The organism is Clostridium sp. BL-8 (assembly GCF_002006495.1).
GTDB lineage: Bacteria > Bacillota > Clostridia > Clostridiales > Clostridiaceae > Clostridium.
The window spans coordinates 15,557-40,688 of sequence record NZ_LZZL01000056.1 but is presented as its reverse complement, the minus strand read 5'-3'; the positions used below and the strand labels follow the sequence as shown (position 1 = coordinate 40,688).

The window sequence follows — 25,132 nt, the reverse complement described above, 5'->3', positions numbered from 1 at the left end:
GAGTAAGCGACCATCATCAAATCATAGATTTGAGATGTCTGCTTAACCGATTCACGCCAAATCATAGATTTGGGTTCTCTGCTTAAGAACCTTTAACAGCTCATTTTTAAATGTTTTCTTCACAAAAATATTTATGATTTCTAGTGAAGATATCAACTTAAGATATAGCATAGATACAAAAATGTTCATTTAATAAGTTAAATATAGAATGAGGCCACTAAAAAATATTAGTAATTTAGATATATCTATATATTATTATAGATAAATTATGTCTAAAAACCGTTACAAGGCTATTTAGAAGACTTTTTTAGTATCAGGTTTATTTTTCTAAACAATTTGTGCAAAGAATATAAAGGATTTTTTATCGACCTCATATAGAATTATGAAAGTAGAATCAAAGGAAAGGAGTTATTATGATGTATGATTATCCATTGTACAGGCCGCCAAGTGAGGCTAATAGTTTAATAATACAAGTTACTTTGGGGTGTTCTCACAATAAATGCAGTTTTTGCAGTATGTATAAGTCTAAGAAATTTATGATAAAATCTTTAGATGATATTAAAAATGATATAAATTATTTTAGACAAGTATATAAATATGTAGAGAGAATATTTTTAGCAGATGGAGATGCTTTAATTATTCCTACGGAGAAGTTAAAAGAAATATTCTCATATATAAAGGAAGTATTTCCTGAGTGCAAAAGAATTACTCTTTATGGATCACCTAAATCAATTTTACTTAAAACCACTCAGGAATTAAAGGAGCTTAAAGCTTCAGGTTTATCCATGATATATATGGGCGTTGAAAGCGGAGATGATGAAGTTTTAAAAGATATAAATAAAGGTGTAGATGGTGAAACTTTAATAAAGGCTGGAAAGATGGTTAAAGATGCAGATATTTTACTTTCAGTAACCGTTATTGCTGGTATAGGTGGAAAAAAATCAAGTAGAAATCATGCAATCAAAACTGGGAAAATAATAACTGAAATGTCGCCAGATTATCTAGGTGTATTGACGCTTATGATTGAAAAGGACACGGTTTTATATAATAAAATTTTAAATAAAGAATTTGAAGTTTTAAGTGATAGAGAAATTTTAAATGAAATCAGGCTTTTAATAGAACAAATTAATGTTAATGAACTAATGGTATTTAGATGTAATCATGCATCAAATTATATTTCATTAAAAGGGAATTTACCGCAGGATAAGGAAATGTTATTAAAGCAAATTGATCATTATATGAGAAATAACAGGTTAAAAGGTGAGGAAGAAAGAAGATTATAAATATATATAACTATTTTAAATAATGTTTTTTATAAGAATATAAGTAAACAGTTTCTAACTTAGAATTAGAAGCTGTTTTTTACTAGAAATTATTAGTATAAGTATTTTTGAAATGTATATATTCTTAAGCTGAGGTTAATATAGTAAAGACTCCGTAAATAAACATATGTAAAGGGGAGCAGGTTATGAATATATTTAATACAAAATTGTTTGATAGCCTTATAAAGCTTATTGAAAAATTGTATTGTATTATTTTTATAGTTATATTAATGGTCGCTTTGTTTAATGTATTTTTCAATTTGGGAATCGTGCCTATAGAAAGTTTTGATGAAGCAAGGCATGGTGTTAGTGCCTATGAAATGATGAAAAGAAATAATTATGTAGTAAATACTTATGCTTATAATAATGACTATTGGAACTTAAAACCTCCAATAAGCTTTTGGATAATAGTCTTAGGGTATAAAATTGCCGGATTTAATCCACTAGGACTTAGATTGTTTTCAGGATTAGCAGCAATGTTAACCATATTAATTATAGGAATTTTTAGTTTATGTAAGTATGGAAGGCTGGCATCATTAATTTCTACAATTGTTATGGCTACAACAATACCATTTATTACAGAACATTGCGCACGTACTGGGGATGCCGATTCTATTTATGTACTATTCTTTACAATGGCAATAGTATCATTGGCATTAGTAGAAAAGAATAGCAAATGGATATATGCTTTTGGAATCTCTTTTGCTTTAGCATTTTTAAGTAAGAGCTGGCATGCAGGTAATATAATTGTAATAGGAATAATTTATTTATTATTGAGTAAGTTTTTATTTAAGCTAAAAGTAAAACAAATATTTTTATTGGTTTTAAGTATCTGTGCACCTATATTTATATGGATGATATTAAGATACATCAATGATGGTATAACCTTTTTCAAAACCATGATAGAATTTGATTTACTGAAAAGAACATCAGAGGTTCTAGAAGGTCATATTGGTGGATACTGTTTTTATTTAGAAGGATTGCAATGGTCGTATTTTTATTGGAATCTTCTTTTTGTTGCAACATCTATGGCATACATAGTTCTTATATATAGATATATAGGAAATAAGGAAACGGTTAATAATGGCTTGATTATAGGTACATGGATAGTTGTACCATTTCTATTGTATACTATGGCGAAAACGAAAATATCATGGTATATGCTTCCGGTATATCCTGCTATAGCCTTAAGTATAGGTGTTACAACAAGTTTTCTATTAAAAGAAAAAAATAGAAATTTAATTACTCAAATTATATTAATTGTGATGATGGCAATATCTATATATAAAAGTGAAGAAGTTATAGTAAGTAGAATTTCAAATCCTGAGCCAGAGCTTAATCAAGAATTAATCAAGGATATTGGAAGTATGCAGCAATATAAAGGAAAAAGAATATATATAAATCACTATGATCAAAGCTACTGGTTAAGTGCTGAATTATATGATGATTTAACTCCAATAGAAGGAGGAGCAGAAGGTTTTTTGGAAGATAATGCAAATGATTCACTTTTATTTATTACAAAAGATGATGTTAATATACTTGGAGATAAAAAGAATGATTTAAAGGTTCTTTTTGAAAATGAATCAGCCTATATATTTACAAAATAAGCTTAAGCAGACGTTTTTTATGTGTGTTTAAGTTTATTTTTTTGGAAAATTTTAATTATCGTGTTCACCTTTGAAGGAGTAAAAAGTTATATATGTGTGGTACCATTAAAAAGTGGACATAAGGGGTGAGTAAAAATTAAGGATGATATATGCAGTTTAATAAAAGAGGATTTAGCTATAATTTACAAATATTTAATTTCAATAGGTTCATCAAAGGAAGATGCAGAAGATATTGTGCAGGAAACGTTCATTAAAACTTATGAAAATATTGATATATTAATTGATGGAAATATAAAAGCATGGATGTTTAAGGTTTCTATTAACAAATTTTATACATTATATAAAAGAAGTAAAATTAATGTGAGTTTAACAAATGAACTATATGCTACTATTGAAAGTGATTTTAAAATAGTACATATAGATAATTCTATGGAGGTTAATAGAATTTTAGCATCAATGAAAGAAAGTGAAAAAAATTTACTAGTTTTAAAATATAGTTTGGGAATGTCTTATAGAAGCATAGGCAATCTACTTAATCTTGAAGAAGGATCAGCAAAGACTTTATGTTATAGAGCGAGAAATAGGTTTAAAGAAATATGGGAAGGTGAAAAATATGAATAAAGATATTGAAGATATATTTTCAAATAACATGGAGAATGAAATCAAGAAGGAAATAAAAAAGAAAAGAAAACAGTTAAATTTAAAGCTAATAACAATTTCAATAATTTCAACGTTAATTATAATTATTTTAGGAATATTGACGCTAAATTTTGCAAGTGATAAATATATAGAAAATGCTTATACCAAGGAGGAAAAGAAACTTGAATTGGAAAATGTAATAATGAATCCAAATGAATATATAGGAAAAGAAACATGTGAAGTGACAGGGTATTTTAAATACATGAGTACTTATGAGTATGGAAAGAGAATTGCAGGCAAAGTTATTTATGCTGGTTCTACTAATTATTTAGGAGGTCTTTTAAAAGATAAAATGTCAAAAGAAAGGTTGGCGATAAGCAACATCCCATTAAATGATAATATAAGTGAAAGATCCAGCGATGTTTATGGACTAAGAAAACTGCAATTTTTATATCCATATGTTAATTATGAAAAAAACATATATGATTATCAAACAGAAAATAATAAAATTACTGATAATACATCATCTTCTGATAAAGAAAATATAATAAATGATTTTCAATACTTGAATGAAATTGATAATGATAAAACAGTTGAAATGGCATTGTCCTTCAATAAAGAATATAGTTATGAAGAAGTAAACAAAATGCTAGATAGCAATTTAATAACATTTTATTGGGTTGATAATAATTCTGAAGATGAAAAAGAACATGCAGTTGAATTAAAGAATCCGGCATTTAATGTTATAGGGATAAAGTCTACTGACGGGGCTGGTGAATTTAGAGTGGATGTTGATAGCAGGATGGAAAATTTCAAAACTGCACTTAAGCAGTTAAAAGAAATAGGAGATACGCAATATATTGAAAATATAGATGAAAAGAATATTAAGATAGCTGGAGCTGTAGTTATAGGAAGTCCAAAGGAACTTAAAGGGATTCAAAATAATCCAATCATAAAACATGCCATACTTGGAACTGTAGTGGATAAATATTAATTTAAGTATAATGTGCTATGAAAAAGTAGTCTCTAATTTAATAATTAGAGGCTGTTTTTATATCGGAATTAAATATATTTAGTGATGAAAAGAATCTTTGAGTATAAAAAAGAAGATTAATAAGAATATAAATTTACATTGAGTAAATAAATAAGTATGGAATTTGTTATATAACATATATTGACTAAATAATGCAAAAAATATAAACTAAGTAAAGCGTTAAATTTAATATGTTATATAAAAAATTAAAAAGGAATGATAATTAATGAATGAGTCAAAAAATAATAAAGAAGAGATTACTAAAGCTAATGGACTCAAAAAGGAGATCGGTTTATTTGAAGCTATAACAATAGTTATAGGAGTAGTTATAGGTTCAGGAATATTCTTTAAAGCATCATCAGTTTTTAAAAATGCAGGCACACCGATGCTTGGAATAATGGCTTGGGTAGTTGGTGGATTAATAACAATAGCATCGGCTTTAACAGTAGCTGAAATAGCTGTAGCAATTCCGAAGACAGGTGGAGTATTTGCTTATATTAAAGAATTATATGGTGAAAAATGGGCATTTTTATTTGGATGGATGCAAACTCTAATTTATGTACCAGGGGTAGCAGCGGCATTATCGATAGTTTTTGTTACTCAGGCAACATACTTTATACCAAATTTAACTCCAATAGCGCAAAAAATATTGGCAATATGTATATTATTTTTTGTAATGATTTTAAATGTTTTATCGACAAAATTAGGAAGCAAAGTACAAGTTATTGCTACAATAGGTAAGCTTGTACCAATATTTTTCATTGTTATATTTGGGTTGATAAATGGGACAGCACATGATTTTACAATACCAGTTTCCTATACAAATACAGTAGGCGCAGCAGGTTTTGGAGCGGCAATACTTGGAACTTTATGGGCTTATGATGGCTGGATAAATGTCGGAAATATGGCCGGTGAGCTTAGAAATCCTAAGAAAGATCTTCCAAAGTCTATAATCATTGGGTTAATAACAATAATTATAGTCTATATATTAATCAATGCAGCTATTATAAATATTATGCCAGTGTCTAAAGTAATTGCTTCTTCTAAGCCAGCTTCAGACGCAGCTGTAATTATTTTTGGAGATATGGGAGCGGCTTTAATTGCAGCAGGGATAATGGTTTCTATTTTTGGTGCATTAAATGGATATTTAATGACAGGTGTTAGAGTTCCTTTTGCAATGGCTCAAGATAATCTTTTTCCGTTCTCTAGATTCTTTGGGAAAGTGAATGATAAATTTCAAACTCCTATCAACACATTTATTTTTGAAGTAGTATTAGCTAGTTTGTATGTATTAAGTGGATCTTTCGATACACTTACTAACCTTGTTGTATTTGTAATGTGGATATTTTTTGTAATGTGTGTATGCGGTATCTTTATATTACGAAGAAATCATAAAGAGCTGGAAAGATCATATAAAGTTCCATTATATCCAGTTGTCCCTTTGATAGGAATTATTGGAGGCTTATATATATTAATAAGTACATTTATAACAGATTACTTAAATGCAATATATGGAATAGGGATAACATTAATAGGACTTCCTATATATTTTTATATAAGTAAAAAGAATAAGAAGTAAGATTAAAGCAAGTGTGGAAAAATATAAGTTTCTATATATTGACAAGTGCTTATTTTATATAGTATGCTTTATGTAGTTACAAAAAGATTTATTATAAAAAATATAATAATGGATCTTATGAAAGGAGAAATGTTATATGAGAGCAAATGTAAAGGTGATGTTAAAATAAAACTAAATATGGGCGAGAGTGTAATTTTTTAAAGGGGAATTATACCCTTTGTTTGTGTTGCATTTCCGCAGAATATTCTAACCTTTCATAAAAGATTGACTATTATGATTAACATTTAAAATAAGTAATATATACTTATTTTATTAATTATTTATCATATTTCTAGGTGAATAGCAAAGCAGAGCGTATATCTGTTTATTAATATTCCCGCAGGTAGTAGCCATTTTAAGGTTAATGTCTGCGGGATTTTTTTACCCATTTTTAGGAAGGTAAGAAATAAAACTTATTAATTATTGAAAGGAGTGATGTGATAATGAAAGCTTTAAAACTAAAATTAAAATTTAAAATTTACTTAATTAGCATGGAGGAATTAGATGAATAATAATATAGAAAAGTACGGATATGATGATTTTTTTCAAAAGCAGGTAAAAAAATTTAAGTTATCGGCAGTAGATATTGTACCTGCGAGAGTAATTGAGGTACAAAGAGAACAATATAAGTTGATTTCAGAGTATGGAGAAAGTAATGGAAAGTTAAAAGGATCATTATTTTATAATGAAAAATTATATAAGGAATATCCTACAGTTGGAGATTTTGTTTTAATTAAGCATAATTCATTAGGAAATGACATTATATATCATGTATTTGAGAGGAAAAGTAAATTTTCAAGAATGGATTCCTTTAATGAAATAGAACAAGTTGTGGCAGCTAATTTTGATTATGTCTTTATAATGATTTCACTTAATAATGACTTTAACATTAAGAGAATGGAGAGATACTTAGCAGCTGCATGGCAAAGTGGAGGTATTCCAATAATTATCATGACAAAGTTAGATTTATGCAGTGATTGTAGTCTGCAAAGACAAAAAATCGAAAAGATAGCACCATTTGTTCCTATAATTGCAGTAAGCTCTTTAACAGGAGAAGGATTGGAAGAGTTATGGGAATATATAGCCCCATATAAAACTTGTGTGTTTCTAGGATCATCAGGTATCGGAAAGTCATCATTAGTTAATGCACTTTTAGGGGAGGAAATTATGAAGGTAAACAGTATTCGTGAAGCTGATAGCAAAGGAAGACATACTACAACTCACAGGCAGCTCATAATACTTAAAAATAATTCTATGATCATTGATACTCCTGGAATGAGAGAACTTGCAATGTGGGATGTTAGTGAAGGCTTAGATGCAGCATTTGATGATATTGAAGAATTAGCTAAAAAATGTAAATTTAAAGATTGTGCTCACGGTAAAGAGCCAGGTTGTGCAGTAAAGGAAGCACTAGAAAATAGCGAGCTTTCTAAGGAAAGATGGGAGAATTATATGAAGATAAAAAAAGAGGCGGAATTTGCACAGAGAAAAGAAAGCAAAATACTTCAAGCCAAAGAGAAAGCAAAGTTCAAGAATATATCTAAAACTCAAAAAGAATTAAAGGGGAGATTTTAAAATGCAAAACACAAAGTTAAATGAATTTATTTGCCTAAAAGAATATATAAATAAAAAGGAATATGATGAAATACAAAGATTAGAAAAGCTTTGTAATCAGGAAAATGGGGTTAATTTGAAATTAGAAGTGGATTATAAGTTAAGCCTATATGATGAGAGCAATAAAAGTGATATTGGATTAAAAAATATAAATGAATTTTTATATTATATAGATGGAGATTTGGCTGCTTATATTGGAATTTCAAGTTTTGGTGGCAGAGGCATAGGCGAAATAAACGGTATGGCTCATCCTAAATGGAGAAAGAAAGGGATCTTTGAAGAGCTTTTTAAACTTGTAATAGATGAATGTAACAAAAGGAATTTTAGAAAGATATTATTATTAACAGATGGTAAGTCTGATTCAGGAAGTGAATTTATAAAAAGTCATGGAGGAAACTATGATTTTTCAGAATACAGGATGAAGTTAACTGATAAAATTGATTTGGGCGGCGTTAATTCTGTTAATTTAAGAAAAGCTGAGAATAGAGACAAAAATGAAATTAGAAGACAGGATTCAATATTTTTTAGTGATGAAGAAGAAATTGAAGGAGTTTCAAATGAAGATGAATTAAATATCTCCATAGACGAAAAAATTTCAATTAATAATGTATATATGGCAGAGGTCAATGGAGAAGTTATTGGAAAAATTAAAATTGAATATGAAGAGAATTCAGCTTTTATATGTGGATTTGGAATTCTGCCATGGTTTAGAGGAAAAGGATATGGAAAAGAAACCTTAAAGGAAGCTTTAAAATTAATAAATAATAAGGAAATAGTAGATATTGAATTAGATGTAGAATCAAAAAATGATAGAGCTCTTAATATATATAAATATTTCGGATTTAAAGAAGTTTCTGTAATGGATTATTATAGATATAGATAATTATAATATGAAAGTTATATAATAGTGTAAAATCAAATGCATTTTTCTTTAGGAATGCATTTGATTTTTATTTAAGCTATATAAGTTGCGTTAAAGAATTCATATTGTATATTTTGTGTTCGTATCCATGCAAACAATAGTGATGTACTTTCATTATCACAACTTATGCTATGCACCTTTATCAATATTATGGCTAATGGAATTAGTCCATTTACCGCATCTATCTCCGAAACATCCAATTATAGTCTCGTCATCTTTTATTCTTACAACTTCACATCTATTAGAACAGCCATCGCATTCAAAGCTGTTAGAAATAAAATTGGAATCTGCTATATCGAAGCCTTTAAAATTTGTTGAACCAGTTTTAAGAACAGTTTCTTTTGCAATTATTGCTGCACCTATAGCACCCATAACATTATAATGTTCAGGAATATAGACTTGACAGCCTAAAGCTTTTTCAAAGGAAGCTTTCATCCCTTTATTTGCAGCTACACCACCTTGAAAGAATATTTTAGGGAATATGTCTTTTCCTTTAGCAATATCATTGAGATAATTTCTAACAAGAGCTTCACATAAGCCATTTATTATATCCGATTCATTATAGCCAAGCTGTTGTTTATGTATCATATCAGATTCTGCGAAAACAGCACATCTTCCAGCTATTCTTAAAGATGTTGTTGATTTTAATGCATAATTTCCGAATTCTTCTATTGGAATACCAAGCCTTTCCGCCTGCCTATCAAGAAAAGAGCCAGTTCCTGCTGCACATACATTATTCATTGCAAAATCTATAGGTATTCCTTCCCTTAAAATTATAATTTTTGAATCCTGACCCCCTATCTCTATAATAGTTCTTACATCTTCATCAATGCTAAGAGCTGCACACGCATGAGCTGTTATTTCATTTTTTACTGCATCTGTACCTATTATAAATGAGGAAATCTGCCTTCCGCTGCCTGTAGTTCCAACAGCTTTTATTTGCTCATCCGAATATTTTTCTTTTAAAATTTTGAAGCCTTCTTGAATGGCATTTATAGGTTTGCCTTTTGTTCTTAAATATAGTTTATCTATAACCTCAAGATTACTATTTAAAAGAACAATATCTGTACTCACTGATCCAACATCAACACCTAGATAATACATTTTGTTTTCTCCTTTCTAATAAGTCTAAAAATGCTTCTATTCTTGTAATATATCCGCCTTCCCCTGTCATTTCATCAACGACTAGGGTTAAGATAGGAAAATCTTTATCTTTAGATATAGCAGGAAGCAGAGCTTTACATACAATTTCAGGCATGCATCCCATGGGGAATATTTGAATGGCACCATCGAAGCCTTCTTTAGTTGCCATTACTGCTTCGCCAATGCATTCTCTGCCATGTCCTCCAATATATAAAGGTAAGTATTCCTTAGAGGCTCTTCTTATATCTAAAGAATTAAGGTTAAAAACTGACATTAAACAATCTTTTGCCCACCAGCTTGGAGTTAATCTCCTTTTAGTTGAAACCCCATAATCCATAAGTTTATCTTCAATATAAAGATTGGAAAATGGTTCTATGATAGTGTATATTTCACCTATTATTGCTATCTTAAGAGGTTTCTTGTCTTTACATATTTCAATAGAATCAAATTTTTTATTATAATAATCTAATATTTTTATCATTTCTTCAGGAGCGTTACTATTGACTGCATCGATTTTACATTTATTTAATAGATGCTTACATTCATGATTATTCTTTTCATAACCAGCTAGATAATGTGCTTTAGCTTCTATCTTATCAGTTAGATTTAGAACCTTATATCCCATACGCAAAGCATTAAGTTTTTGAATTGTTGTTTTAGTACTATTTGAAGAAACAAAGGATATCCTTTTTAAAAACTCATCTATTCCTATTGCTGATGGTTTATCTAGAACTATAAAATTTAAATTATGCCCTAATTTTTTTAATATGCTGATTTGTAATTCACAATATTCACCGTATCTACATGGACCGCAGCTTCCAGTAATTATTATTGTATCTACCCCTTTTTCGATGCCTTGAATATAATTACCCATCATGAGCTTAAATGGAAGGCACATATCTTCTGGTGAGTACTTAGAACCTATTTCTAAGGCTCTTTTACTATTAAATTCTGGAATTATATAATCCACACCTAGTTTATCAAAGACAGCTTTGGCCACAAGATATGTATTACCTAAATGAGGAGCCATAATTTTCATACAGTTGCCTCCTTTCTAACATGTCAACAAAGGCTTCTATTCGTGTATCAAAGCCTGATTCACCTGTATGTTCATCAACTTTTAGAATTAAAAAAGGAAAATTTTTTGTCTTTTCTTTTATAAGGTCTATAACTACAGAATCTATACCGCATGCAAAAGATGATATATATATTATTCCATCAACTTTTTTATTTTCTGCGAGATATATTGATGCACCATAGGCGTTTCTTGCAAAAGTCCAAAAAGGTCGTTTAAATAAGTATTTTACTTTATCATTTATAAAAGTTTCATCTATAAATTCTTCTGTTATAACTCCTATACCTAATTTTTTGAGTTTTTTAACTAAATTCATATTTATGAAATTATCATAAATATTATAAGGGTGTCCAATCAATGCAATATTTATTTCACAATCCTGTGTTTTAATTCCAAGATTAAGTTTATTTTGTTCACTTAGTGCTTTTAAATAAGCCTTTTTAATTTTATTTTTATTAGTAGTAATCATTCTTCCTGTGTCTTTAACCCACTTATACAAATTTTCTTTTGAAGTAGCATAAATAGGAGCCATAGTAGTTTTGGGCATATTTGGTATACTGCTTATAATCATTTCTGGCAGACCACAAAATTTAGGACAAATAAATTCATGTTCGCATATCTGCATAATTCTAGGTATAACTATTAAATCGCACTTATCTTTAATAGAGGCAACATGTCCGTGAAATACTTTAATAGGTAAACATGCATCATTTACACAATATTTAACACCTTCATCGAGTATTTGTTTATTTGTATCTGGTGAAGTAATAATTTCAGCTCCAAGCTCATGAAAAAACTCTTCAAAGAATTTATAATACTTATAATTCAATAATCCTTTGGGAATTCCAACCTTCATATACATTTACCTCCTATAAAAATAAATCTCATTCATATATAGTTCTCAGAAATTTTAGAAATATACATAAGAGTTAAATAAAATTATTATATTAATGAACCTATCAGTGTAAATGTTAAATACTAACTTCTTTTTAGTGTATTCTATATAAATTGAAAGAGTGATATGTATAAAATGAAACGAAATTTAGAGAAAACAATTGAATTGTAAATTAGAAGTGATACTATAATCTTATGGGTATTATTTACTATTTATGGATAATATACAATAAAATAAATACTGATTAGGGGGAAGTAGGAATGCTAAAACGTAGTAATTATTTAATAGGTTTATTGATTGCAATATTTAGTGTAAGTATTGTAAATTATAAAGTGGCACTGGCAGCAGTGAGTAAATCTGAAACAACAGCTCAAGTAGCACCAGATTATTACGGAATTGGAAAAGTAGGAACAGATAAAAATAATATTAAATGGTCGTACGAGCTATGTTCTGATGGAACTATATCAATTTGGCAATATGAGGATTTAAGTGGAAAAGTTGAGATACCAGAAAAAATTGATGGATTTACTGTATCAAAAATAGCGGACTATGGAATTGTAGGATGTACAACTATCACTGGTATTAAAATTCCAAGTACTATAAAATGCATTGGAAAATTTGCATTTTTTGGATGTACAAGTTTAAATGACATTGAGATACCAGAGAGTGTAAATGAGATACATGAAGATGCTTTTGAAAATACACCATGGCTTACTAATCAAAGAAAATTAAACCCACTTGTAATTGTGAATGATATATTAATAGATGGGAGAGATGCAACTGGAGATATTGTCATTCCATCTAATGTTAAGGTCATAGGAGATGAGGCTTTTTGTTATATTGATATAGATGGTCAAGCTAAATATCAGTATCGTTATGGAAACAGTATAAGTATAACAAGTGTTGTAATTCCAAATGGTGTAACGAAGATTGGTAAGGGTGCTTTTGATAATTGTGTTAATATAGCTAATATTAAAATTCCATTTACTGTAACAGAGATAGATGATTATGCATTCGGTGGTTATAGAGGAAAAAGTATTGATATTCCAAACAAAGCTGTTAAAATAGGGGAAGACATATGCGGACCGACATCAAGTGCAAAAATTAATATAGGATCTTCTGATGGTGAAAATCAAAATTTTAAAGGACAAGGCTGGTATAAAGATGAAGACAAGTGGTATTGGTTATGGAGTGATGGATCATATAGATATGGATGGTACAATGAAGGCGATAACTGGTATTATTTTTATGGAAATGGTCAAATGGCTACAGAATTTATAGATCTTGGAGGATATTCGTATTATTTTGAACCAAGCTCAACTGATGGTAAGGCAGTCATGCTAACTGGGTGGAAATATATAGATGGAAAGTGGTTCTACTTTAATCCAAATTCAGATGGCTATAAGGGGCTTATGAAAAGGGCATGCTGGGCTTATATAGATGGATATTGGTATTATTTCTATTATGATGGGACAATGGCTTATAACACATATATTGATGGATATTACGTTAATTCTAACGGTGCATGGGTACAATAAGCGTTGTGAATTATTAGATTATATAGATGATAATTTACAAAGAATTTCAGCAATAATTGGTAACCAATTAACCATAAAGGGGATTAATTGTACATTGTAAATTGTTAATTCCAACATATATATAAAATATTGTACGTAATTTGATTTTATAGTATACTTTCATTTGGTAGTTACTACAAACTCTAATATTAGGGGCGCTATTACTAGTGTCCCTTTACATTTTCTATGTAAGATTAGTAGTAAAACATATGAAGAAGGGAATAAAATTAACATGAATAATAAATCACATATAATTCCATATCTCACAGCTATAATAACTAATTTTATATTTGGACTTAGTTTTTTGTTTTCAAAGCAAGGTTTAAGCACAGCTGATCCAATGACATTACTCTCATTTAGATTTTTAACGGCTTTTATTGCGATGACGATTCTTATAGCTTTAAAAATAATAAAAGTAAACTATAGAAATAAGCCAATGAAATGGCTGATTATTTTAGCATTTATAGAACCTATAATTTATTTTGTGTTCGAAACTTATGGACTTCAAAGAATTTCTACATCCTTAAGCGGCCTTATGATTGCACTTATACCAATTATAGTCACAATTTTAGCAGTATATTTATTAAAAGAAATGCCGTCAGTAAAACAGACAATTAGTATAATATTATCTGTAGCTGGTGTTGTTTTAATAATTTTAATGGAAAATTCAGATAATGGAGACAGTACTCTTTTAGGAATATTATTACTCGGTGGAGCTGTGTTTTCAGCAGCATTATTTAATATAATAGCAAGAAAAATATCTAAAGACTTTACAGCTATAGAAGTGACATATTTTATGATGTTTTTAGGAGCTATTTTTTTCAATGGAATTTCAATTATTCATCATATAATGGATAAAAGATTACAGGAATATTTTTTACCGTTAAGTAATACAAGCTTTATAATTTCAATAATATATCTTGGTATATTATCATCAGTAGTGGCTTATTTCTTAGCAAATTATACACTTTCAAAAATAGAAGCATCTAGATCATCAGTATTTGCAAATATATCGACTATTGTGTCTATAGCAGCTGGAGTAATATTTTTACATGAAGATTTTCACCTTTATCATCTTATAGGTTCAATTATGATTTTAGTAGGTGTATGGGGGACAAACTATTATAAAAATTAGACAAGATATCTTAACGTACTATTTAAAAAGTATTTTGCTTCTTTAATTTGGCATACTAATAAAAATCATAATAAAGCAGGAATTATAAAGATATTATAGAGAATCTCTAAAAATAATTATTCTGAAGATTATGGACTAAAAGACAAATTATTCAACTTTTTCTTTAAATATGTAAATATATGTGTTATATTTAATATAAATGAATGTAGAAAGTTTAATTCATTTGAAGAAATTTAGGGGAATAAGTTATTGTTAAAGAAATTATATATTATAAAAGAAATATAAACGCATATTAGTGATAAATTAAAAGAATAACTTTAAAAGGAAATTATTAAGTTGTAATGTAGTTATGGGTAAATATAATTAAGAAGAAAGTAGTGGCAAGTGTAGTTTATGATTTTGAGGAGATGGTACTGCTACTGTACCAAGGCAATATGTTAGTAAACTAGAAATAGTTTGAAATAGGGGGAAATATAAAAGCTACTTATGAAAAGATAATCATAAGGAGTGCATATAATGATAATACGACATAATATTAGTGCAAGTAATGCAAATAGAATGCTTGGAATTAATAGCGAAAATTTATTAAAATCAAGTGAAAAATTAAGTTCTGGATATAGAATAAATAGAGCTGCTGATGATGCAGCGGGTCTTGCAATATCAGAGAAAATGAGATGTCAAATAAGAGGATTAGATCAAGGGTCAGTAAATTCACAAGATGGAATTTCATTATTGCAGACTGCAGACGGAGGAATGAACGAAATTCATAGCATATTACAAAGATGTAAGGAATTAGCGGTAAAGTCTTCTAATGGAATTTATAGTGATGACGATAGAAGCTTGATGCAAGGTGAAATGACACAATTAACAAATGAAGTAGATAGATTAGCAAATGATACTGAATTTAATGGATATGCACTACTTTCAGGTAATAAGACTAAAGATGGACAATATGGGCCATCAGATTCTTTAAGTAATTATGTACAGTATGTAACATCCAGTGGAGGAATAACTGATAAATATACATATAATGGAGTAGATTATGCAAGTGCTAGCATTGATTTTAGTAATATAAACTCAGCTAGTGATGTTGCTAATTTAGTGGGTAAAGGAGTTAATTATACTTGCTGTACCTGTAATAAGGCATATAGTATTAAGTTTGTAGATGGTAATCCGGATATGTCACGTTTAAATGATACCAATCCAGTTATGGAAGTAGATGTAAGTTCAATTACAAATGGTACTGATTTGGTAAATAAAATACTGGAAACAGCATATGGTCAATCTAATTTCGTATATAATCCGGCGGCAAATTCTGATGGATTACCTACTCCTAATAATGGCGTACCAGGTAATGCAACTGCGTTTGTAGAACATTATTCGCAGTTAGCGGCAGTCGGAGCAAAACTATATATTTATGACGATAGACCATCAGAAGCCAATATAAGCTGGCCACAAAATGGTAGTGGAGAATTTAATCTAAATGTATATGGTGAAGTGACGCCAGGAAAAGATAAGTTCTTCTTTGCAGATATACAAGTTGGTAGTGAAGCTGGGCAGTATGTTAGGGTGGAAGTACAAAATGTAACGGCTAAAGAGCTTGGAATTGATAACTTATTGATAGATACTCAGGATAATGCAGAGTCAGCTATATCTACAATTGATAGTGCAATTAACAAAGTATCGACATCTAGAGGAGTTGTTGGTGCATATCAAAACAGATTGGAACATGCGATTAAAGCAAATGACAATACATCTGAAAATTTGCAAAATGCAGAAAGCAGGATAAGGGACGTAGATATGGCAAAAGAAAACATGGAAATGACTAAAGACAGCGTCCTTCAACAGGCATCTGAAAGCATGTTGAGCCAGGCTAATAAAATGTCTGAAAGTATTTTAAATTTAATTAAGTTATGGGGGCAAAGCTAACTTATGTTATTTCATATGTTTTAAGCGAAATAATTTTTATAAAATTAAACGTTAATTATTAATAAGTTTTATTAAAGATTTTAGAATACATATTTAATATTTAAGTAAATTGAAATTACGGTAATATAAATTCATTATCGCAACTTATATAGTTGCATTAGTAGTAGGTCGAGAAGATAATTTTCTCGACCTACTCTGCTAAGTCACTTTTTAATTTGAATTATTATCAGTAATAGATATGATGAGACAATCAAAAGTCAATATTATTAGATTTCATTAACTGATTTTAAAATATCAGCCAGCATTTCGTCTGTAAAGGTTCCATTGCTTATGGTTATTAATCTCTTTATTGGAATGTTATCTAAATAACCTAAAAATTCATCTCTATCATCCTCGTTAGGAATTACAGCTTTTGCAATATTTGCAAGTGCTGTGTCAACAATAGGCTTGGACTTTGAATTATTAAGAAAATCGCCTACAGGCGTATTTTCTGTGTATAGAATTTTTGAAACATATGATGATTGAACAAATATATTTTTAGATAAAACAATATCTCTAGAAGATTTACCAATTAAAATCTCATAAGGTCCACTTTCTATAACCCAATTGTGTAAGATGACATCATAATGTGAAAAATTTTCTGAGTTAAGTGTAAAGCTTACTTCTTTTTCTTCTCCAGGGAAAAGAGCTACTTTAGTAAAAGCTTTTAATTCCTTTTCTGGTTTTGGAGAAGTGCTTATAAGATTTTTTATATAGAGTTCAACGATTTCTTTGCCAAAACATTTACCTGTATTTTTGATCTTAAGTTTTACTTCTAATGTATCAGTGTCTTTAATTACGTCTTTGTTTAATATTAAATCACTATACTCAAAGGTAGTATAAGATAATCCAAATCCAAAAGGATATTCAACATCTATATCTTTTTTATCATAATATCTATAGCCTACAAAAATACCTTCTTTAAATTCCAAGTTATTTTCTGAATCTATATAATCTAAATAAGCAGGATTATCTGATAAATTTATTGGAAATGTTGAAGTAAGCTTTCCAGATGGAGTTGCTACTCCAAATAGAATATCTGCGATGGCACCACCACCCGCTTGGCCAGGAAACCATGTTTCTAAAATAGCATCAGCATATTTAGACCATTGGGACATAATAACAGGAGAACCGTTACTAAGTACTAAAATAAGATTTTTTTGTAGTTTACCGATTTCTTTAATCAATTTTGTTTGATTATCAGGTAAATTAGCATTTCGCTTATCTGCATCCTTCATATTATTAAGTTCTTGAATTCCTACAAACAATATAACAACATCAGATTCTTTTGCAACTTTTCTTGCCTCTTTAATAAGAAAATTATCATCCTCTGTATTTTCTTCTGAAGTATTATAGCCCTTTGCGTAATAAACTTTAATTGAATCACCAACTAATTTAGTTATTTCATCATAAGCATTTTCAACCATAGTAGGATCAATATGATAGCTGCCTTCACCTTGATATAATGGTTCCTTTGCATATGCACCAATTATACCTATTTTCTTGTTTTTTAACTTTTCTCTTTTTAAAGGCAGAAGATTATGTTTATTTTTTAGAAGAACCATAGAATCTTCAGCGGCTTCTCGTGCCAAGTCATTATGTTTTACTTTGTCATATGTAGCGTATTCTTTTGTACTTGGAGCAACTTTAAAAATAACATTTAGTATATCTTCGACTGCTTTATCAAGAACTGAAACATCTAAGTTACCAGTTAATACAGCTTCAACTATTTCTTTATTATGAAGGCCGTAAGAATAAGGAGTTTCTAAATCTAGACCTGCGTTTAGTGCATCTATTATTGAATTTACTGCAAACCAGTCAGAGGCAATAAGTCCATCAAAATTCCATTCATTTCGTAGAACATCAGTTAATAAATATGAGTTTTCTGTACAAGGTATTCCATTTACACTATTGGAAGCAGCCATGACAGCAACAGGTTTTCCTTTTTTGATAGCAATTTTAAAGTTAAGTAGATAAATTTCTCTTAATGCCTGTTCATCAATTATATTATTTATAATTTGCCTGTAATATTTTTGATTGTCAGCAATATAATATTTTACACAAGCACCTACGCCTTCACTTTGAATACCTTGGATAAAAGCCGCACCAAATTCACCACTTAATACTGGATCTTCTGAATAATATTCGAAATTTTTACCATCTAGAGGATCACGCTGAATATTTATAGCAGGTCCAAGAAGCAATTGAACATCCTCTGTTAAGCATTCCTCTGCAATAGCCTTACCTATAGAATAAGCTAGGTCTGTATCCCAAGATGAAGCTAAAGCAGAAGATGCAGGAAAACAAGTGGATGGAATAATGTCGGAAAAATTAGATAATCGTTTAGCAAGTCCATAAGGTCCTTGTGATAAAGTTATTGATGGAACTCCAAGCCTTGGAATATCTTGAGTTTCCCAAAAGTTTTTCAAAGAACATAATGATGCTTTTTCTTCTAAAGTTAACTGATTAATTATATTTTTTATATCCACTCAAGTACCACCTTATCTTTCTTAGTAGTTTAATTTATATATTGAAAATTAAATTTCATATATTTAATTAAAAAATAATCTTATTATTATACTATTAAAAATAAGCAACATATATTACATTTTTTATAGGAGTTATTGTATTATAAATAGTAAGGAGTATTTAATTTTTAAAATGTGGAGGGAAAGATGAAGAGAAAGGCAGTATTTTTTGATATAGATGGAACTTTATATAATCCAAGTATAGGGGTTCCTGAGAGTACAGTACAAGCTATTAAAGAGTTGAAGGAAAATGGGCATCTTGCTTTTATATCAACAGGAAGAGCAAGAGCTATGATTCCACAAGAACTAGTTGATTTGGGGTTTGATGGAGTACTTGCTGCGTGCGGGGCGTACGTGGAATTTGAAGGGGATGTGGTCTATAATATAGATTTAGAAAAAGAAATATCTGATAATGTAATAAGTATCTTGAAGGATCATAATGTTTTTTGTGTTTTGGAAGGAAAGGATTATTTGTATATGGATGATGATGAATCTGAAGGCGATAAATTTTCAGTGAAAGCATTTAAGAAAAGATTTGGAGATAAAATAAAGCCAATAACAGGCGTAGATTATCATTTTAATAAAATTACATGCAGAATAGAGGAGTATAGTGATTTTAAAAGAGCATATGAAATTTTGGAAAAGGATTTTGACTGTATTTATCATAATCCGAAATTTATTGAATTGGTTCCAAAAGGATTTTCAAAAGTAAAAGGAATAGAGGCAATAATAAAGCAGTTAGGAGTAGATCTTGAAGATACATATGCATTTGGTGATAGCTTAAATGATATTGATATGCTTAAGTACGTAAAATATGGGATAGCAATGGGAAATAGCAGTCCGGAAATTCTTGAAATAGCTGAATATAAGACGGACAATATTGAAAATCACGGTATATATAATGGATTAAGGAAGTTTAAATTAATATAAGTATTTATATGATCATTGAAGAACTATCTGGTTAAAAATTACTAGATAGTTTTTTGTGATTCAATACCATTATTCTTAGAAAGAAAATAGATAAAGACAAAATACTGCAATTTGAGAAATGATAAAGAAAATTGGAATTAAAGCAAAGAAAGAAACACACAATACTATATAGCACAATTAACAAATGAAAATGTATGACAATTATGCTTGCTAAAGTGTTTCGGTATTTCTTAAAATTTAATTATTCTATAATACAAAATTTAAATTGTAATTTATATACTTCTTGTTAAATAATATTTTAAGAGATTTTTATTATGGATAAATGATTGAGATTTATTAATATTTTTTATAAAAAATCTTTATATTATTATTATAAAGATGTATAATTCAATTGAGGAATAATCATTATTAATAAGTAATTTTTATGAATTATAAGGAGGACATTATATGAAAGTTATCGTAATTGGCTGTACTCATGCAGGAACAGCTGCCATAGTTAATCTAAAAGAACTCCACCCTGATAGTGAAATTGTAGTTTATGAAAGAAATGATAATATATCGTTTTTATCTTGTGGTATAGCTTTAAGTATTGGAGGAATAGTTACAGAAACTGAAAAGTTATTTTATAATTCTCCAGAGAATTTAAGTTCTATGGGAGTTGTAACTAAAATGAAACACGATGTTTTGGACATAGACTTTGATAATAAAAAGCTTAAAGTTAAAAATTTAGAAACTGATGACGTTTTTGAAGATAACTATGATAAATTGGTGTTAACATTAGGATCATGGCCAATAGTACCTAAATTTGAAGGCGGAAATTTGGAAAATATACTTTTGTGTAAAAATTATAATCATGCAAAGGAAATAGAATCTAGACGAAGTAATGCAAAGAATGTAGTGATAATTGGAGCAGGTTATATTGGCGTTGAACTTGCAGAAGCTTTTAAAATACAGGAGAAAAATGTAACTCTAATAGATGCAGAAAAGAGGATAATGTCAAAATATCTAGATAAAGAAATTACAGATATTGCAGAAAAAGAGTTTGAAGAAAAAGGAATAAACTTAGTTCTAGGTGAGAAAGTAAAGTTGTTCAAAGGCCAAGATAACAAGGTGACTCATGTGGTAACTGAAAATAATGAATATGAAGCAGATTTGGTTATATTATGTATTGGTTTTGCACCAAGTACTGCTCTTGTAAAAGGAAAGCTTAAAACATTAGATAACGGTGCAATAGTGATTGATGAATATATGCAAACAAGCAGAGAAGATGTATTTGCAGCAGGAGATTGCTGTGTTGTTAAGTTTAATCCAGCCGATGATACAAGATATATACCTTTAGCTACTAATGCAGTTAGAATGGGGACCTTAATCGCATATAATATAATTAAACCAACATTAAGATACATGGGAACACAAGGTACTTCTGGGATTAAGATATATGAAAAATGTATAGCATCAACAGGCCTCACAGAAGAGGTAGCAAAAAATACTACATCATTAAATGTGGATTCTGTTACTGTGACTGATAATTACAGACCAGAGTTTATGCCAACTTTTGAAGAAGCAATGTTAAAGCTTATATATGATAGGGATAATAGAAGAATATTGGGTGGTCAAATAGTTTCTAATTTAGATTTAACACAGTTTATGAACACACTATCAGTAGTGATTCAGAATAGGATGACAGTAGAAGAACTCGCTATGACAGACTTCTTTTTCCAGCCACATTTTAATAAACCTTGGAGCTTATTAAATATAGCAGCATTACAGGCATTAAAGAAATTATAGTAAAGAGAAATAGAAATTAAGAATTATTTTATGCATATGCAGAGCCAATATAATTTTATTTTTGATATGAAAATTGACTGACTATATTAGATGGTCAGTCAATTTTTTAAGTCTGTATCTAATGCGTTTGTAGAAGTTTGATATTCTCTCCAATTATTTTTATACCTTTTATTATGTCAGCATCACTTACTCTTCCAAAACCAATCCTAAATGTATCAGAGCCTCTTAAGTTATTTTCTTCATGTTTTAGAGAATCTTCTTCACAATTTTCTAAAATGTTTTTTGAGTCTTCATAGAAAATATCACCAGGCATAAAAAGTACATTATCTTTATAACAAAGATCTAAGAGTACTCGAGCATTTATATTGCTTTTTAGTTTTATGAAGATGTGGAGGCCTCCTTCGCCAGTTATATAGTCATAGGGTATGTATTTCTCAACCATTTCCATAACGAGATTATATTTATCTCTATAATATTTTCGAACATTTTTTACATATCGGCTGAAGGCACCACTTTTAAGATAATAATAAAAAGCACTTTGATCTAAGAAAGATGAATGAATGTTTCGGCCACGCTTTACGCTTTCTAAAACATCTATAAGTTTTTCATCACCTAAGATCCAGCCAATTCTAAGGCCTGGAAATAGAATTTTTGAAAGACTTCCTATATAAATGACTCCATTCCCATTTCCACATAGAGAAGCTATTGGGTCAATAGGGGAACTTGAATATAATAATTCTTCATTAAAACCATCCTCTATTATAGGCACAGAATACTTTCTAAATAATTTATAAATCTCTTTTCTTCGTTCAGTTTTAGTTACAATTCCTGTTGGATTATTATAAGAAGGTATCAAATATCCAAACTTAGGAGCGTATTTACTTAAGGCATTTTCAAGATCTTTTAAATCCAAACCTTCTTTGTCCATTTTTACTTGAAGAATTTGAAGATTATAAGCTTTCATAATTTTCAAAGCGGTATTATGAGTAGGTTCTTCACATATAATAATATCGCCTTTAGTAGTTAATGAACTGATAAGTATGTCAAAAGCTTCGGTAAAACCATTGGTAATTAAAATATCCTTATTTGATGTATTTACACGCTTTTCTTTCATATAATCAAAAAAGTAATCTATTAATGGCTTATAACCTTTTGCATAACCGTAATTTAATAAATTTGCTTCTTCAAATGTCCAAGCATCCAGAAGGGACCTCTTAAAATCATCAAGATTAAAAAGATGGCTCTCAGGTGAAATGGATTTGAAAGATATCATTCCCTTCTTATAAGGTAATTCGCTTTTTATAATATCAAATTCTTTTAATGTATTTCCATAGTCATTAATTCTTTCGATGAAATCTATATTATATTCATAACTTTCATTTTCACCCTCTATTGAGATAAAAGTTCCTATACCTCTTTTAGTGACTATAATACCCATGCTTTCAAGCTCTTCATAGGCAGAAATAACGGAATTTCTACTTATATTTAAAAATTTACTTACTTCTCTAGTTGAAGGAAGTTTACTATCTTTTTTTAATTCGCCATTTTTAATTCCCTGCTTAATATGTCTTTCTATTTGAAGATAAATAGGTTCTTCAGCATTTATAATAAGATTAGAAAATATCAATATTAAATCACCTCTTTCTTAAGGCTAGTATCTCATTTAGTATTATAACAATTATTTTATAAGTTTGTGTATTAATTTATTTAACCATATGAATTTAGATATGGTTAAAATATTGACAAAACAGACAAAGTAGTCTAGCATTAAAACAAATTATAAATTTAAATAGATCTATTTATATAGACAAACAAATTATAAACTTTACTTATATATAGAATAATTATCTATTTAAGTTAAGCTTTGGTGTGATTTTGATAAGATACCACATAAGTTTAAGTTAAAAGCTAGATATCTATGGAATGGAGTATAAAATGGCTGGTAAAATCACTAAAGGTGAACAAACAAAAAACAGAATAATTGAGTGTGCAGCAGAATTATTTTTTAGAAATGGATATAACTCAACAGGAATAAATGATATTCTAAAAATTACTAAGCTGCCTAAAGGTTCTTTCTATTTTCATTTTGAAAGTAAAAAAGAATTAGCTATTGAAGTTAATGCTTATTTTCAAAAAAAATTAGGAAAGTGGATTTCAGATACAGCAAAAAATAAGCAATGGGAAGAGTTTGTAAATAACCTAGTGAATGATATGATTAATGGAGTAGAAAGTGGAGTTTACTTTGGATGCCCATTAATTACTTTAGGACAGGAACTTGCTTTTTTTGAACCAGAGATTGCAAGTCACTATCATGATTCTTTGAAGAAATTAATTGATTTATTTACATGCATTCTTGAAAATTCCGGGATAGCTAAAGAAAATGCAGCAAGGCTTGCAAGGCGTGTATTTGCTATATATGAAGGAAACTTAGTATATTATAGAATAAGTAAGAATAAAGATGTCCTAAGAAATATGGGAGAAGATTTAATAGTAATATACCAAAATTATCTTGAAACAGGAAACTAAATTTCTAAATAAATATTAATTAAGATGTCCTTTGAAAGTAGAAAATGGATTTTAAAGGGCATCTTTATTTTATAAATTTATATCGTATAGAGATTAATAGTCTACTGAAAATCCCATCAATTTTTTTACATTGTTACAATTTTCTTTAGAAGTCAAAAGTTCTAAAAGCATAAAAGCAACGTCAAAAGCTGTAGATGGGTTATAGGATGTTATTATATTTTGATCTACGACAATTGGTTTATCAGAGATAACATTTACGCCTAACTCTTTTAATTGTCTTTGTCGTATGCTAGTTGGAGAATTATAAGTTGTAGCACTTCTTCCACATAATATACCGCTCTTGGCTATTGGAAGAGCACCAACACAAATGGAAGCAATTATTTTTCCTGCCTTATTAAATTCTATAATTAAATTTAAAAAATCTTCATTATAAGCATCTTCATAAAATCCAGCTTCTTCAAAGCCGCCAGGAATCGCAAGTGCATCAAAATCATCAATATTAACATCATTAATATTTATTTCTGGAATTATTGTAAAGTTCCATGTACATTTTATTTTGTCATGTAATCCCGCAGTTACTAAATTGGTAGTTTTATCACCTTCAAGACTATTCCAACCTATAACATCTGTGAAAACACTTGCTTCAACTGCCTCAAAACCATTTGCAAGTAGTAATAATACTTTTTTCATAACTAGACATCTCCTTATTTTAGTTTTTTTAATAATACAAGTGTATAAAATCTTAACACTTTAAAATTAATTTTTAAGGTATGTGTTTTTATATTTTTAGTATAGTAGTTAAGAAGCAATCA

19 protein-coding genes are annotated in these 25,132 nt (G+C 29.0%); 13 read left to right on the top strand and 6 right to left on the bottom strand.

Annotated features, from left to right (window positions below):
* The first annotated feature begins 416 nt into the window (after window positions 1-416).
* The 7 genes from CLOBL_RS18105 to CLOBL_RS18075 all read left to right on the top strand — a co-directional run bounded on the left by CLOBL_RS18105 (window position 417) and on the right by CLOBL_RS18075 (window position 8,716).
* Window positions 417-1,283 carry a radical SAM protein gene (locus tag CLOBL_RS18105; RefSeq protein WP_077860307.1) on the top strand — a complete coding sequence of 289 codons (867 nt, stop codon included), beginning with the start codon at window positions 417-419 and terminating at the stop codon, window positions 1,281-1,283.
* Between the two features lie 185 nt (window positions 1,284-1,468).
* Complete coding sequence (locus CLOBL_RS18100) at window positions 1,469-2,929, top strand: glycosyltransferase family 39 protein (protein ID WP_077860306.1); 1,461 nt, start codon at window positions 1,469-1,471, stop codon at window positions 2,927-2,929.
* A gap of 135 nt (window positions 2,930-3,064) precedes the next feature.
* Window positions 3,065-3,550: a sigma-70 family RNA polymerase sigma factor gene (locus CLOBL_RS18095; protein WP_347472879.1), complete on the top strand. Its 486-nt coding sequence runs from the start codon at window positions 3,065-3,067 to the stop codon at window positions 3,548-3,550.
* Window positions 3,543-4,562: an anti sigma factor C-terminal domain-containing protein gene (locus CLOBL_RS18090; RefSeq protein WP_077860304.1), complete on the top strand. Its 1,020-nt coding sequence runs from the start codon at window positions 3,543-3,545 to the stop codon at window positions 4,560-4,562. Before CLOBL_RS18095 ends, CLOBL_RS18090 begins: the two co-directional genes overlap by 8 nt.
* Before the next feature lie 265 nt (window positions 4,563-4,827).
* Entirely contained in the window at window positions 4,828-6,180 is a 1,353-nt protein-coding gene (locus CLOBL_RS18085; RefSeq protein WP_077860303.1) for an amino acid permease, read from the top strand.
* Between the two features lie 543 nt (window positions 6,181-6,723).
* On the top strand, window positions 6,724-7,794 hold the full coding sequence (gene rsgA / locus CLOBL_RS18080) for a ribosome small subunit-dependent GTPase A (protein ID WP_077860302.1): 1,071 nt from the start codon (window positions 6,724-6,726) through the stop codon (window positions 7,792-7,794).
* 1 nt (window position 7,795) lies between these two features.
* On the top strand, window positions 7,796-8,716 hold the full coding sequence (locus CLOBL_RS18075) for a GNAT family N-acetyltransferase (protein ID WP_077860301.1): 921 nt from the start codon (window positions 7,796-7,798) through the stop codon (window positions 8,714-8,716).
* Between the two features lie 168 nt (window positions 8,717-8,884).
* On the opposite strand, the gene CLOBL_RS18070 is transcribed toward CLOBL_RS18075, so the two are convergent.
* From CLOBL_RS18070 to CLOBL_RS18060, 3 genes are read right to left on the bottom strand one after another with little or no spacing between them, the layout of a single operon-like run.
* Window positions 8,885-9,859, bottom strand: a complete 975-nt coding sequence (locus CLOBL_RS18070) for an acyl-CoA dehydratase activase (protein ID WP_077860300.1) — start codon at window positions 9,857-9,859, stop codon at window positions 8,885-8,887.
* Window positions 9,840-10,937, bottom strand: coding sequence for a 2-hydroxyglutaryl-CoA dehydratase (locus tag CLOBL_RS18065; protein WP_077860299.1), 1,098 nt, complete (start codon window positions 10,935-10,937; stop codon window positions 9,840-9,842). Before CLOBL_RS18065 ends, CLOBL_RS18070 begins: the two co-directional genes overlap by 20 nt.
* The gene (locus CLOBL_RS18060; protein ID WP_009171912.1) at window positions 10,909-11,829 is read right to left on the bottom strand and encodes an acyl-CoA dehydratase activase-related protein; all 921 of its coding nucleotides are present in this window, start codon (window positions 11,827-11,829) and stop codon (window positions 10,909-10,911) included. Before CLOBL_RS18060 ends, CLOBL_RS18065 begins: the two co-directional genes overlap by 29 nt.
* 299 nt (window positions 11,830-12,128) lie before the next feature.
* Between CLOBL_RS18060 and CLOBL_RS18055 the strand changes: the two genes are divergently transcribed.
* From CLOBL_RS18055 to CLOBL_RS18045, 3 genes are all read left to right on the top strand, one after another.
* The gene (locus tag CLOBL_RS18055; RefSeq protein WP_077860298.1) at window positions 12,129-13,406 is read left to right on the top strand and encodes a leucine-rich repeat domain-containing protein; all 1,278 of its coding nucleotides are present in this window, start codon (window positions 12,129-12,131) and stop codon (window positions 13,404-13,406) included.
* A 271-nt stretch (window positions 13,407-13,677) separates the two neighbouring features.
* A complete protein-coding gene (locus CLOBL_RS18050) occupies window positions 13,678-14,580 on the top strand; it encodes a DMT family transporter (protein WP_077860297.1) in 903 nt (300 codons plus the stop codon).
* 516 nt (window positions 14,581-15,096) lie between these two features.
* On the top strand, window positions 15,097-16,509 hold the full coding sequence (locus CLOBL_RS18045; RefSeq protein ID WP_077860296.1) for a flagellin: 1,413 nt from the start codon (window positions 15,097-15,099) through the stop codon (window positions 16,507-16,509).
* Between the two features lie 266 nt (window positions 16,510-16,775).
* Here CLOBL_RS18045 and CLOBL_RS18040 read toward each other — a convergent pair whose 3' ends face one another.
* On the bottom strand, window positions 16,776-19,037 hold the full coding sequence (locus CLOBL_RS18040; protein ID WP_077860295.1) for a glycoside hydrolase family 3 C-terminal domain-containing protein: 2,262 nt from the start codon (window positions 19,035-19,037) through the stop codon (window positions 16,776-16,778).
* Window positions 19,038-19,223: 186 nt separating this feature from the next.
* Between CLOBL_RS18040 and CLOBL_RS18035 the strand changes: the two genes are divergently transcribed.
* Both CLOBL_RS18035 and CLOBL_RS18030 read left to right on the top strand, forming a co-directional pair.
* Window positions 19,224-20,006 carry a Cof-type HAD-IIB family hydrolase gene (locus CLOBL_RS18035; RefSeq protein WP_077860294.1) on the top strand — a complete coding sequence of 261 codons (783 nt, stop codon included), beginning with the start codon at window positions 19,224-19,226 and terminating at the stop codon, window positions 20,004-20,006.
* A gap of 447 nt (window positions 20,007-20,453) precedes the next feature.
* On the top strand, window positions 20,454-21,794 hold the full coding sequence (locus tag CLOBL_RS18030) for an FAD-dependent oxidoreductase (RefSeq protein WP_077860293.1): 1,341 nt from the start codon (window positions 20,454-20,456) through the stop codon (window positions 21,792-21,794).
* A gap of 118 nt (window positions 21,795-21,912) precedes the next feature.
* On the opposite strand, the gene CLOBL_RS18025 is transcribed toward CLOBL_RS18030, so the two are convergent.
* Entirely contained in the window at window positions 21,913-23,421 is a 1,509-nt protein-coding gene (locus tag CLOBL_RS18025) for a PLP-dependent aminotransferase family protein (RefSeq protein WP_077860292.1), read from the bottom strand.
* Between the two features lie 308 nt (window positions 23,422-23,729).
* Here CLOBL_RS18025 and CLOBL_RS18020 point away from each other — a divergent pair, with 308 nt between their 5' ends.
* Window positions 23,730-24,320, top strand: coding sequence for a TetR/AcrR family transcriptional regulator (locus tag CLOBL_RS18020; RefSeq protein ID WP_077860291.1), 591 nt, complete (start codon window positions 23,730-23,732; stop codon window positions 24,318-24,320).
* Window positions 24,321-24,413: 93 nt separating this feature from the next.
* On the opposite strand, the gene CLOBL_RS18015 is transcribed toward CLOBL_RS18020, so the two are convergent.
* Window positions 24,414-25,010 (bottom strand): DJ-1/PfpI family protein, encoded by a 597-nt coding sequence (locus CLOBL_RS18015; protein WP_077860290.1) that lies wholly within the window; start codon window positions 25,008-25,010, stop codon window positions 24,414-24,416.
* Window positions 25,011-25,132 lie beyond the last annotated feature (122 nt).